Consider the following 12,342-nt stretch of genomic DNA (forward strand, 5'->3'; position numbering starts at 1 on the left):
TACGGACGCCGGGTCAGCAGGCGGCCGTCGTGGGTGTCCGCTTCGCCCCGGGCTGCAGGTGCATCGCACGGTTGATCGCGGTGGCGACGCAATGCGGTGCGTCCAGCAGCAACATGTGCCCGGCGGCCGGTTGCCGCACGTGCAGCGCGCCTGGTATGGCCGCGACCAGGTCGTGGGCGTGCGCATCCGGAGTGGTCATGTCCGCCCCGCCGCTGACGACGACGGTCGTTGCGGAGATCGAGGAAAGGCACTCGTAGACGTCGTAATCCCGGAGGTTCAGCAGGAATCCCGCCGCGGTGGCCGGTGATACCGCGCGTGTCGATTCCACCGCCAGAGCGGCAAGGCCGCGTTGTGCCGGGCGCTCGCAGCCGGGCCGGCCGGTGAGAGCGGTGCGAAGGGGACCAATGGCGCTCCTGATGGTCTGTTCGGTGCTGCGCCGCGGCAGCCGGTTGACCAGATCGAACAGCACCCGGGGTGCTGGGGTGGCCAGCAGCCGGCCCAGCCCACGCTCGCAGAGCCGTCCGGCCGCGGACGCGACCAGCACCAGTCCATCGGGCTGCACCGGCTGATGGGGCCGGCTGACATACGCGAGTGCCGTCATCCCGCCGAGTGAATGACCGGCCAGGGTGAGGGGCCCGGTGACGCGCAATGCGGTGAGGACATCGGCGAGATCTTCGGCCAGCCGCTCGACGCGGTAGGTGTGCATCGGGGCGCCCGTCGACCGGCCATGTCCGCGGTGGTCGTAGCTGATGATTCGCACGGAGCTACCCCAGCGATGGGTCAGCAGGCGGACCTGCAACGCCCAGCTGTCCTGCGTAAGGCACAGACCGTGCAGCAACACAACGGTATGCAGGCCGCCCGATCCCACGTTGTAGTCGCGGACCGCCAGGCGCACCCCGTCGCCAGCGATTACCGTCCGCTCGGCGTAATTCAGTTGTGGAACAGTCACTTTCGGTTTTATAGGCACGGTTGACTCCTTGTCGTTGCGGTTCAAGTTACGCATCGGCGGCACCCGGCGCGCGCTTGTGCGCAATAGCCACGCAACGAGCGATTTTCAAGTTCTGCGCATTGTGATCGCGCGGAAAGGTCGGCCGCGGTCAGCCGATGTGCCACGATGACATTTCGTCCACTCGAGGCCCGACCCAGTCAGGAGATTCAATGCCGAACCGATTGACCGACAAAGTCGCACTCATCAGCGGCGGGGCCCGCGGCATGGGTGCATCCCACGTCCGGGCACTGGTGGCCGAAGGCGCCAAGGTGGTGTTCGGCGACATCCTCGACGACGAAGGTAAGGCCGTAGCGGCCGAGGTCGGCGACGCCGCGCGCTACCTGCACCTCGATGTCACCGAGCCGGATCAGTGGGACGCCGCGGTCGAGACCACCATGAGCGAGTTCGGCCGGCTGGACATCCTGGTCAACAACGCTGGCATCATCAACGTCGGAATCCTCGAGGAATACGCGCTATCGGAGTGGCAACGCATTCTGGACATCAACCTCACCGGCGTATTCCTGGGCATCCGCTCGGTCGTCAAGCCCATGAAGGCCGCGGGCCGGGGCTCCATCATCAACATTTCCTCGATCGAGGGACTCGCCGGGACCATGGCCTGCCATGGCTACACGGCAACCAAGTTCGCCGTTCGAGGGCTGACCAAGTCCGCGGCGCTGGAGTTGGGCCCCAGCGGGATTCGGGTGAACTCGATTCATCCCGGGCTGATCAGAACACCGATGACCGAGTGGGTGCCCGAAGACATCTTCCAGACAGCGCTGGGGCGCATCGCCGAACCGCAGGAAGTCTCGAACCTGGTCGTCTACCTGGCCAGCGACGAGTCCAGCTACTCCACCGGCTCGGAATTCGTGGTAGATGGCGGGTGCGTTGCGGGACTGGGCCACAAGGACTTCTCGACGGTGGACACCGCCGAACAGCCCGAGTGGGTCACCTGAACGTCAGTACGCATCGGGATCGCGCTGCACCTCGACCGGCACCGGGTGCTGGTACAGCCGAGCCGCGTTTTCCCAGGTGATCTTGCGGACCACGTCGTCGGGCAGTCCGCCGATCTCGGAGTGGATGGTGTGCTGGGTGTGCGGCCAGGTGGAGTCGCAGTGCGGATAGTCGGCCTCCAGCATGATGTTGTCCACGCCGATGCGCTCGTACTGCACGAACGACGACTTGTCCTCCACCGCGCAGAACCAGAAGTTGCGCGCGAAAACCTCTGCGGGCGTGAGTGTCTCACCTAGCGCCTGCCAGGTGCCGTACATCTCGTGGTAACTGAGCATGTGGTCCAGGCGGTCCAGCAGCCCCGCGACCCAACCGATGCCACCCTCGGACAGGCAGATCTTCAGGTCGGGGTATCTGCTGGGCAGTCCCGAATAGAGCCAGTCCACCGCCGCAGAGATGGCGTAGGCGAAGAACAGCACGCCTTGCACATCCGGTGGCGCGTCCGCCGTCGTCGACGGAGACGAGCCCGACGAGCCGATATGCAGATTGACGACCGTGCCGGTCTCGGCGCACGCCGCCATCATCGGCTCCCAGTAACCGGAGTGAATGCTGGGCAAGCCCAGCATTGCCGGGTTCTCACTGAACGTGACCGCGTGGAAACCGCGCTCGGCGTTCTCCCGGATCATCTCTGCGCCCAACTCAGGGTCCAGCAGCCAGGGCAGTTGACACGGGATGATCCGCTCCGGATACGACCCGGCCCACACCTGCAGGTGCCAGTCGTTCCACGCCCGCACCGACGCCAGGGCGAGGTCGCGGTCCCTGGTCACCTGCTGCAGGCGCTGCCCGGCGAAACCCGGCAGGAACGACGGGAAGTTCAGCGAAGCGTAGATGCCGTTGAGGTCCATGTCCTTGACCCGTGCATGAATATCCCAAGCGCCCCTGCGCATTTCGTCGAAACGAACGGGTTCGAACCCGTACTCGGAGACCGGTCGTCCAACCACGGCGTTGAAGCCGACATTGGGCAGCACCTGTCCGTCGTACACCCAGGTTTGCCCGCCCTCCGGGGTATCCACCACCCGGGGCGCCCGGTCGGCGAACTTGCGCGGCAGCCGCCCGGTGAAGGTGTCGGGCGGTTCGACGATGTGATCGTCCACCGAGATCACCGTGTAACGCCGGGCGGCCCTGGGCGGGTCAGGTAATAGCGTGACCGTGCGGTCGGAGCCGGTTTTGGCGGTGGTGAAGTTCAGGTCGGTGGCAAGGTCGTCAATCGACTTCATGCGGGGCGGTCTCCTCGAGTGGGCGAGCGGGGGCAGCCTGCCCGCGGGGATACGGGGCTAGGTGAGCACATCGGGGTGCGCTTTGATCGTCATTCGCGCCGCGCCGGCCCAGTAGACGTCGGCGGCGCGTTCGATCAACGATGCCTGCATTCCGGCCATGTCCGACCATGTCATCTTCGTCGGTTGCCGGCCGGTCAGCATGACGTCGTAGGCCAGTTTGCAGACGCGCTCGATGGACGCCGCCCGGTAGACCGCCTCGGGCAGCGTGCGGCCGGTGGCGATCACGCCGTGGTTGGCCAGGATAGTGAGGTTGGCACCACCGATGCGACCCGCGAGTTCCGCTGCGCGAGAGGGGCTGTCGACCTCGCCGTCGTACGCCTCGACGAGGCACATATCGTCCAGGAACAGCGAGCCGGTCTGGTGAGCCAACTCGGGCAGTGTGCCTAGCGCGGCCAGCACGCACACGTAGTAAGGGTGATTGTGGATCACCACCCGGGCGTCCTCGCGGGCCCGGTGCAACTCGGTGTGAATATGAATGGCCGGGGTCACGTCCCAACGCCCGCGGACCACGCGGGCATCGGCGTCGACCACGCAGATGTCTGATGCGGTGAGTTCCTGCCACCACAGCCCCCACGGGTTGACCAGCATGTCGGTCTGGCCGTCGAGTTGCCAGGTGATGTGGCCGGCCATGTTCTCGGCGAACCCTGTTGAGGCGAGGTGGCGGAAGGCCACCGCGAGCGCCTGCTCGTCGGACAGATCCACCCCGATCGGTGGGACGACCGACGGCGCCCACACCTCCAGACCGCCTCGGCGTGCGTTAGGAGAGTTCACTGCCGGCCTCCATCCTGGATCGAACATCTTCGCGCAGTTGGCCTTTGGCGATCTTGCCGCCGGAGGACCGGGGAAGTTCGTCCACCACGACGAGCTCTTCGGGCAGCAACTCCTTGGACACCCCGAGGGACAGGAGATGGGTGACGAGGTCGTCGAGGTCGAGGGTGTGCGAATCGACGAGTTCGGCGTACAGGCAGACCTTTTCACCGAACACCGGGTCGGGCATCGCCACCGCCGCCGCCAGGGCAACCGCCGGATGCGTCATGGCCGCATCTTCCACCTGGCCGGCGCTGATGTTCTTGCCGCCACGCAGAATGAAGTCGGACGTCCGTCCGGTCACCCGCAGATATCCGTCCGCGTCGATCTCGCAGATGTCGCCCATCCGCATCCACCCGTCGCGGGTGAACAACTTGTCGTGGTCGGTCCCGTTCAGGTAACCGAGGCTGGTCGCCGGGCCACGGCAGGCCGGCTGCCCGTGTCCGGTCTGCGTGACTTCTTTCTCACCGTCGAAGAGACGCACCGACATCTCCGGCACAATGCGGCCGGCGGTGCGCAGTCGACGGTCCGGCGGGTCGTCCAAGGTGGTCCCGCTGAGCAACCCGGTCTCGTTCGAGCCGTAGAACTGCAGAATCGTGGCCCCGGTCATTTCCTCGAATTCCAGCGCCGGCCGGTACGGCAGCGCCTCTCCCCCGGTGAACACCACCCGCAGCGAACTCAGGTCGTACTCCCGGCAGCCGGGATCGGCCATCATCATGGTCAATTGGGTACTGACACAACACAATACGCTGGCGCGGTGGCGCGCTATGGCCGCACAGGCCGCCCGCGCGCTGAACCGCTGCAGGAGCAGCGCGGTGGCACCCAGCTGGATCGGGGTGGTGTGGCTGGTCCAGATCCCGAAACCGAACGGCATGGGTATGACCGGCAGAAAGACGTCGTCGGGCGTCAGCAGCCCGTTGGCGACCGCCTTCTGGTGGAAATAGTGCCAACGGTTCTGGGTGTGTACCACGCATTTGGGTAGCCCGGTGGTGCCCGAGGTGGAATTGATCAGGAAGACGTCGTCGGGACCGAGCTGGGACCCGGCCGCCCTGGGCGGCGCGTCGACACCAAGGCGAAATTCGCCGTCCTGCTGGCACAGCAGCAGGACGGGTGTGGACTCCTCGGCCGCCACCTCTGCCGCCGCCGCGCTGCGGGGTTGGTCGCTGACCAGCACTTTCGGCCCGGTGGTACGCAGCAGGTGACGGACCTCGCGGGTCCCGGCGCGCGCGCCGATCCCGACCACCACCGCCCCGCAGCGTTCGACGGCGACGAACAGCACGTGGATCGCCGCCGAGTCGCCATGCCACACCGCCACCCGATCACCCCAAACGACGCCGCAGCCGGCCAGCTGCTCGGCCAGAGCCGTTGCAGCGGCGTCGAATTCGGCCCAGGTCAGAACGCCGTCGTCGAAACCGTCCGGGTGGCGTTGCCCCACATCGATGTATGCCGCGCGGTCCGGCGAGCTTGCGGCGTTGGTGCGCACCGCGTCGGACAGCGTCGAGGCGGCCCACCAGCCCTCGGTGCGATACCGCGCCACGTCGTCGGCGGTGAACGCCGGGGACCGCACAATGTTCGGCGCGCCGGCGGTCATAGGCAAATGATAGGTAAGGGTCCGGTGATCCAGATCACCGCTGTCGCGCACGCCGAACGCGGGTACCAGGTAGCCGATCGTGGCATTTTGCTACCTGGGCCCCACGCTCGGCACAATGGCGCAAAGCGCTGCGGCGAGCTGCCCTGACCTGGACTCCAAGAATTCGCCAAGAAGGCTCCAAGGCCGAGCCTGGAGTCTGGCCCGGGCCGATCTGGGCCCCGTCCGCCGCCCGAGAAGACCGCACAGGAGCACGAAGGACCCCCATGGCGATCGTCGATCAACCGACACACCAGCACCCGCACTTCCCGGGGCAGCACCCGGCTGCAGCGCACGGCCTTCCTCCACACCGCCACCCGTGGGAGATCGGACTTCTCGTCCTGGTCATCGTCTCCAGCGCCCTGCTCTACCTAATCGCATTCGCGGTGGTGCTCTCCGGCAAGGTGAGCGTGCTGTGGCTTTCGGTGCTTGCGGCCCCGGTCCTGCTGTATCTGGGACGCGGCCTGAACTACGGCCAGCAGCGGGCGAACGGCGTCAAGATGTCCCCCACCCAGTTCCCCGAGGGCTACTGGCTCGTCGTCGAGGCCGCCCAGCGGTTCGGGCTCGCCGAGGTGCCGGACGCCTACGTCGTCCTGGGAAACGGTCAGATCAACGCCTTCGCCAGCGGACACGGCTTCCGCCGCTACGTGGTGGTCTACAGCGACCTGTTCGAGATCGGCGGGCACGCCCGGGACCCGGAGGCGCTCGCGTTCGTCATCGGCCACGAGGTCGGCCACATCGCGGCCGGGCACGCTTCCTACTGGCGCCAACTGAGCCAGCTCGCCATGAAGATCCCTTTCCTCGGCCAGGCGCTGTCCCGGTCGATGGAGTACACGGCCGACAATTACGGCTATGCGTTCCGGCCGGATGGGGCCCGTCGCGCCATCGGTGTCCTCAGTGCCGGCAAGTACCTGCTGCGCTGGGTGGACTTCGACGGCATGGCCGATCGCGCCGGGTCCGAGACGGGCTTTTTCGTTTGGCTCGCCAACATGCTGGCATCGCACCCGGTGAACACCTGGCGCGCCGCGGCGCTGCGCAACCGCGTGGTGGCGGGCTCCCTGTTCTTCCGGCCCCAACTGCCACCGCCAATGCCGGCGCCCGTGCCGGCGCCGTGGGTGCCGAACCACAACGCGGGCTGGCCGCAGTAGAAGGCACGCAACCGCAAAGCGGTAACGTCGTCGCGGTGTGCGATCAGCTCCCGCAGGGAAAAACTCTGAGATGACGTCCGGTGATCACGAGCTGGCAAAAAGAATGGCCACCCTGGCACGAACCGTGGCCCTGCCGAACAAGGTCAACGACATCCTGGCGACCGTCACCGAGGCCGCCGTCGAGTTGATCCCCGGCGCCGACACCGCCGGAGTGCTGCTGGTCCGGGCCAACGGCAAGTTCGAGTCGGTCGGCGACGTCACCGAGCTGCCGGCCAAACTCGACGCGCTGCAGCACGACCTGCAGGAGGGCCCCTGCGCACAGGCCGCGCTGTCGGACACCATCGTGCGTACCGACGACTTCCGGTCGGAGACACGCTGGCCGCGGTACGCACCGGCCGCGGTCGAACTGGGCGTGCTCAGCGGCCTGTCGTTCAAGCTGTTCACCGCCGAGCGCACCGCGGGCGCACTGAACTTGTTCGGGTTCGCGCCCAACGCCTGGGATGCCGACGCGGAAACGGTGGGATCCGTGCTCGCCGCGCACGCCGCGGCGGCCATCCTGGCGGGCCGCCATGACGAGCAGATGCAGGCAGCCCTGGCCAGCAGAGACCGGATCGGTCAGGCGAAGGGCATCATCATGGAGCGCTACGGCGTCGACGAAGTCCGCGCCTTCGAGATGCTGCGGCTACTTTCCCAGGAAAGCAACGACAAAAACTCGTCGACATCGCGCACCGGGTCATCGAAACCCGCGGCGAGGGCGGCTAGCTCAGCCGCCGCCCTTCAGCCGGATCTTCCACCGCACGAAGCCAAGGTAGAAGATGCTCAGCACCACCAGCATCGCCATGTCGAAGGTCCAGGCCCCGGCCGTGTGTTTCCAGTGCGAGTCCTTGGGCACCTGCGGCACCGGACACAACTTCGTCAGGTCGATGGTCGAAGCCGACGTGGCAAACCCCCAGCGCGCCGGGGTGAGCCAGGACATCTGATCGAGCCCCAGGCGGTTGGTGACCGGAATCATGCCGCCGGAGAACACCAGCTGCGACATGACGGCCACCACCAGCAGCGGCATGATCTGTTCGTTGGATTTCGCCACGGACGACAACACCAACCCCAGCATCGCCGAGGCGACCGTGGTTGCCGCGATGTCGACGTACAACTCAATCGCCGAACTGCCGAGCAGGACGGCACTCTCCTTCGGTCCCGGCTTACCGAGCAGCGCGATCACAGTGACGATCGCCGACTGGATGAGCGCGAGCACGGTGTACACGCACACCTTGGCCAGTAGATAGGCGGTGGTCGACAACCCGACGGCCTGTTCACGCAGGAAGATAGCGCGTTCCCCGATGAGGTCCCGGATCGTCAGCGCCGTCCCCATGAAGACCGCGCCGACGTTGAGCAGGACCAGGATCTGGGCCGGCTCGGTGGGCGCCTCGCTGGTCAAGGGAGGGGCGTTGAAGCCGACGTCGCCGGGCACCGACATGGACAGCGCGCCCATGATGAACGGCAATATCGCCAGGAAGATGAAGTAGCCGCGGTCGGAGATGATCAGCCGCAACTGCCGCCTGGCGATCGTCGAGAATTGGCGGAACAAGCTGGTGTGCGCGGCCTCGCCGAGCTCGGCGGGTTGTTCCGTCGGCGGTGCCGGCGGCGGCGGGCCCGTCTGCGCGAGGTAGCGGGCCTTGGCTCCGTCCGGGTCTTCGGCCACCGAGCTGAAGATGTCCGCCCAGTTGGTCGTCCCCATCGCCGGCCCGATCTGGCTGGGCGGCCCGCAGAACGCTGTCTTGCCGCCGGGCGCCAGCAGCAGCACCTGATCGCACACATCCAGGTAGGTCAGCGAGTGGGTGACCACCAGCACCACACGACCGGCGTCGGCCAACTGGCGCAGCATGGTCATGACCTGCCGGTCCAGCGCGGGGTCCAGGCCGGAGGTGGGCTCGTCGAGAATCAGCAGCGACGGGCCGGTCAAGAGCTCCAGCGCCACCGAAGCGCGCTTGCGCTGACCGCCGGACAGCTTGTCCACCCGGGTCTCGAGGTGCTTGGTCATTTCGAGTTCCTCGAGGACCCGGGCCACCACCTGTTCGCGGTCTTCCTTGGTGGTGTCCGGCGGCAGCCGCAGTTCGGCGGCGTACATCAGGGCCTGCTTGACGGTCAGCTGCCCGTGCACCACGTCGTCCTGGGGCACCATCCCGATTCTGCTGCGCAGCGAGGCGTATTCGGCATGGACGTTGTGCCCCTCGAAAGCCACCGTCCCGCTGGTCGGGTGCGTATAGCCGGCGACCAACTTGGCGAAGGTCGACTTGCCCGCCCCCGACGGCCCGATGACCGCGGTGAGCATTCCGGGCCGAGCGGTCAGCGAAATGTTATCCAGCAGCGTCTTGTTGCCCTCGATCGTCCAGGTCACGCCGCGTACATCGAGGCCGCCGGTGCGCGTCTCGAGGAGGCTTTCCTCGCGCCGGGACAGCGCACCGTTGGCGAAGACAAGGTCGATGTTGCCGATCGTCACCACGTCGCCGTCTCGCAGCTGCGCGGAATCGACGCGGGTCCCGTTCACGAACGTGCCGTTGATGCTGCGGTTGTCGCGGATCTCGGTGCCGTGCGGTCCCGGGATCAGAGTGGCGTGGTGGCGGGAGGCCAGCACCTCGGGAATGACGATGTCGTTGTCGTCGGCGCGACCGATCTTCACCGCGCCTGGCGGCAGGTCACCCGCGCTCCGGCCGGGCCGCAGAATCTTCATCATCGAAGTTCTGCTGCCCGCCTCGGCCGTGCGCCCGATTACCGGAGGCGGCTGTTGCTGCGCCGAGGATCGGTAGATCTGCGGAGCCGGCTGCGGACCGCTGGGTGGGTGTTGCGGGCCGGACGGGTACCTGGGCTGACTCGGGGGCTGGCTGGGGTGCGCGCCGGTGGACGGCGGCGCGGGCATCCGGGCGGTCGACGGGTGCTGCGGCGGTCCGCCCCAGTTCGCACCGCTCGGGGGGCCGGACGGAATGGGCCCACTCGGTCTGGCCGGGATCGCCATCGCCGTCGTAGGTGGCGGCCGGCCAACGGACCCCTGGTCACGGCGGCCGACCTCGAAGTCCAACGCGGGCCCATCCGGGTTACCGATATTGATGCGCTGACCGTCCTGGATGTCGACGGCCGGAACACGCCGCCCGTTGACGTACAGCCCGTTGAGGCTGCCATTGTCGATGGCAACCCATCGGCCCTGGTCAAAGCGCAGCAGTAGGTGTACCCGGGATATCAGCGGATGCGCTACACGGACGTCGGCGCGCAGGTCGCGTCCAATGACTACGTCGTTGCCTGCGGCGAAGGTGCGTTCAGCTCCGTCATACCGCACGGTCAGCACAGGCGGGGCGGCTGTTTGGGTCATCGCAGGCAACTCTATCGGCAGGAATGCCAACTGCAGAAGCAGAACGTGAAATATGGGTTACCGACGCAACTTTGCCGAGTCACGGCAGTCCGTTGCTGCGCAGAATCTCCTCCCGACATTGCCGCCGGGTTTGGCCGGTCTGTTGCATGCAGATCCGGATCGGCCCCTCCTGCTCGGTCGGCACGGGCGACTCGCTCGGCTCAGGCGCCGAGCTGACGGTCGCGCTGGCCACGGTGTTCTCGGTCAACGACCAGATGGTCGTATTGGAGTCCTGCAGCTTCGAGCAGTAAGCGGTGGCGCCGGTCTTGGTCGTGCCGGTGCTGCCCAGGGGTGCACAGACCGCGCCGATCGCGACGACCGGCAGGGGAACGACCGGGCCGGAGGAGGCGGGACCCGTCGCGGTCGGAGTGATTTGCTGGGCAGGAGCTGACGTCGCCGCTGACGAAGTGCTCGCCCCCGGCGCGGCGTGTTCCTCCTCGTCGGCCCGCTCGTACTCGCGGATCGCCAGCGCAACGGCGATGACCAGCAGAATTGCCAGCACCGCAGGGACGAGGACGGCGGGCCGCAGCGAACCCTTGGCCGGTGCCGCCGTGATGGGCATGGATGCGCTGGTGGCCTCCGCGTCGCCGACGTCGCCGAGATGATGGCTCAGGGCCCGCGCGAAATCGATGCACCGCAGATACCGGTCCTTGGGGTCCTTGGCCAGCGCCTTGGCGAACACGGGATCGAGATTGGCCAGCGCGGGCCGGCGGTCGCCGATGGCCGGGGGCGAGGCGCTGAGGTGCTGACTGATCACCACGGCAGGGTTGGAATGCTGAAACGGTGGCGCGCCGGTAAGCAGCTGGAACGCCGAAGCCGCCAACGCGTATTGGTCGGCGCGACCGTCCAGGTCGTTGCCCATCAGCTGCTCGGGGGCGGCGTAAGCCACGGTACCGACGGTCATATTGGTGGCGGTCAGTCCGGTGGATTCGCCGACCAGGCCGGCGATCCCGAAATCCGCCAACAGGATTCGGCGGTCCGGTGAGTCGGGTCGTGCGATGAGGATGTTCGCTGGCTTGACGTCGCGGTGCAGCAGCTTGTGTTCGTGGGCGTAGTCGAGCGCTTCGGCCACGGCGGTAACGATTTCGACGACCTCCGGGCCCGGCATGCCGGCGGTGTACCGCTCTTCCAGCAACTGTCCGGCGTCGATGCCGTCGACAAAATCCATGTCGATCCACAGCTGGCCGTCCGTCTCCCCGCGGTCGTGCACAGCGACGATGTGCTGATGCCATAAGGCGGCCGCGGTGTCGGCTTCGCGGTGGAACCGCTCGCGGTATTCCGTGTCTGCGGACACGTCGGTCCGCAACACCTTCAGGGCGTCCTGCCGCGGCAGCCTCGGGTGCCGAGCCAGGTAAACCTCACCCATTCCGCCGGATCCCAGCCGCTTGATGATGGTGTACCCGGCAAACGTCGAACCTTCGTCGAGCGCCATGGCGGCATAGTAGCCCGCAGCGCCGTCCGGGAAACCGAGGATGGGCGTGGCCCGTCTCAGCGGAGTTTTGTCCCCGGGGCACCGGGTAAACCCGCGTCCATGTACGACCGCAACGAGTTCCCCGACGATGTGCCCATTCCTGATGCGGCTGAGCAGCAGCGGCCCACCGCCGATTCGCTGGCAGAAGAAGAGCCGACGCTGGATGAGCCCGGTGATGTGCCGCTGGAGGCGGATGTCTCGGACTGGCAGGAACAGCAGCAAGCGGTGCCGATCGATCCCGAGCTGGAAGAGCCCGATCAGCGCGACTGACAACCGAATCAGCGATCTTCACCTCATGCGGCGGGCGGACTGTAAATGGGCCGTCAAACTCTCGTAAAAAGCGCCCGAAAAGAACATGGCCGCGTCGCGTCCGAGCCCCGACCGGCATACGTTTGGATCGGCCGTCGATCAGGGGGCGCCTTGGCCAGTCCCCGTCGTGAGGAGGTAGTCATGCCGAAGGTTGAGGCGCGACTCCGCCAGCAGTTGCGCAACTACGCCGTCCAGTTGCGCCAAGTGGCCTACACCCTGCCCAACGGGGTGGGCGAGCATGATCTGCTCCGGCTGTCAGACCAGATGCGTGCCGCCGCCGACCAGGCGGGATCCAGCTGAGCCTGAA

10 protein-coding genes and 1 pseudogene are annotated in these 12,342 nt (G+C 66.9%); 5 read left to right on the top strand and 6 right to left on the bottom strand.

Annotation, left to right across the window (positions count from 1 at the left end; translation table 11 throughout):
- Window positions 1-13: 13 nt before the first annotated feature.
- Complete coding sequence (locus BN972_RS18275) at window positions 14-949, bottom strand: alpha/beta fold hydrolase (RefSeq protein ID WP_235192485.1); 936 nt, start codon at window positions 947-949, stop codon at window positions 14-16.
- A 209-nt stretch (window positions 950-1,158) separates the two neighbouring features.
- Between BN972_RS18275 and BN972_RS18280 the strand changes: the two genes are divergently transcribed.
- A complete protein-coding gene (locus BN972_RS18280; protein WP_036360440.1) occupies window positions 1,159-1,941 on the top strand; it encodes an SDR family oxidoreductase in 783 nt (260 codons plus the stop codon).
- A gap of 3 nt (window positions 1,942-1,944) precedes the next feature.
- Here BN972_RS18280 and BN972_RS18285 read toward each other — a convergent pair whose 3' ends face one another.
- Genes BN972_RS18285 through BN972_RS18295 form a run of 3 tightly spaced genes read right to left on the bottom strand, consistent with a single transcriptional unit; the run spans window position 1,945 to window position 5,671 of the window.
- Window positions 1,945-3,213: an amidohydrolase family protein gene (locus tag BN972_RS18285; protein WP_036360442.1), complete on the bottom strand. Its 1,269-nt coding sequence runs from the start codon at window positions 3,211-3,213 to the stop codon at window positions 1,945-1,947.
- Window positions 3,214-3,270: 57 nt separating this feature from the next.
- The gene (locus BN972_RS18290) at window positions 3,271-4,044 is read right to left on the bottom strand and encodes a class II aldolase/adducin family protein (RefSeq protein WP_036360443.1); all 774 of its coding nucleotides are present in this window, start codon (window positions 4,042-4,044) and stop codon (window positions 3,271-3,273) included.
- Window positions 4,031-5,671 carry a class I adenylate-forming enzyme family protein gene (locus tag BN972_RS18295; protein ID WP_036361240.1) on the bottom strand — a complete coding sequence of 547 codons (1,641 nt, stop codon included), beginning with the start codon at window positions 5,669-5,671 and terminating at the stop codon, window positions 4,031-4,033. Before BN972_RS18295 ends, BN972_RS18290 begins: the two co-directional genes overlap by 14 nt.
- 263 nt (window positions 5,672-5,934) lie before the next feature.
- Between BN972_RS18295 and BN972_RS18300 the strand changes: the two genes are divergently transcribed.
- On the top strand, window positions 5,935-6,855 hold the full coding sequence (locus BN972_RS18300) for a M48 family metallopeptidase (RefSeq protein WP_051545572.1): 921 nt from the start codon (window positions 5,935-5,937) through the stop codon (window positions 6,853-6,855).
- A gap of 70 nt (window positions 6,856-6,925) precedes the next feature.
- A pseudogene (locus BN972_RS28390) lies at window positions 6,926-7,617 on the top strand (GAF and ANTAR domain-containing protein).
- Window position 7,618: 1 nt separating this feature from the next.
- Here the strand turns inward: BN972_RS28390 and BN972_RS18310 are convergent.
- Window positions 7,619-10,216: an FHA domain-containing protein gene (locus BN972_RS18310; protein WP_390176217.1), complete on the bottom strand. Its 2,598-nt coding sequence runs from the start codon at window positions 10,214-10,216 to the stop codon at window positions 7,619-7,621.
- A gap of 79 nt (window positions 10,217-10,295) precedes the next feature.
- Window positions 10,296-11,687: a serine/threonine-protein kinase gene (locus BN972_RS18315; RefSeq protein ID WP_036360447.1), complete on the bottom strand. Its 1,392-nt coding sequence runs from the start codon at window positions 11,685-11,687 to the stop codon at window positions 10,296-10,298.
- Between the two features lie 99 nt (window positions 11,688-11,786).
- On the opposite strand from BN972_RS18315, the gene BN972_RS18320 reads away from it, so the two are divergent.
- Window positions 11,787-11,996, top strand: coding sequence for a hypothetical protein (locus tag BN972_RS18320; RefSeq protein WP_036360449.1), 210 nt, complete (start codon window positions 11,787-11,789; stop codon window positions 11,994-11,996).
- Between the two features lie 180 nt (window positions 11,997-12,176).
- A complete protein-coding gene (locus BN972_RS29780) occupies window positions 12,177-12,335 on the top strand; it encodes a hypothetical protein (RefSeq protein ID WP_167659579.1) in 159 nt (52 codons plus the stop codon).
- The last annotated feature ends 7 nt before the right edge of the window (window positions 12,336-12,342 follow it).

This window comes from Mycobacterium asiaticum DSM 44297 (assembly GCF_000613245.1).
In the GTDB taxonomy this organism is placed as follows: Bacteria; Actinomycetota; Actinomycetes; order Mycobacteriales; family Mycobacteriaceae; genus Mycobacterium; species Mycobacterium asiaticum.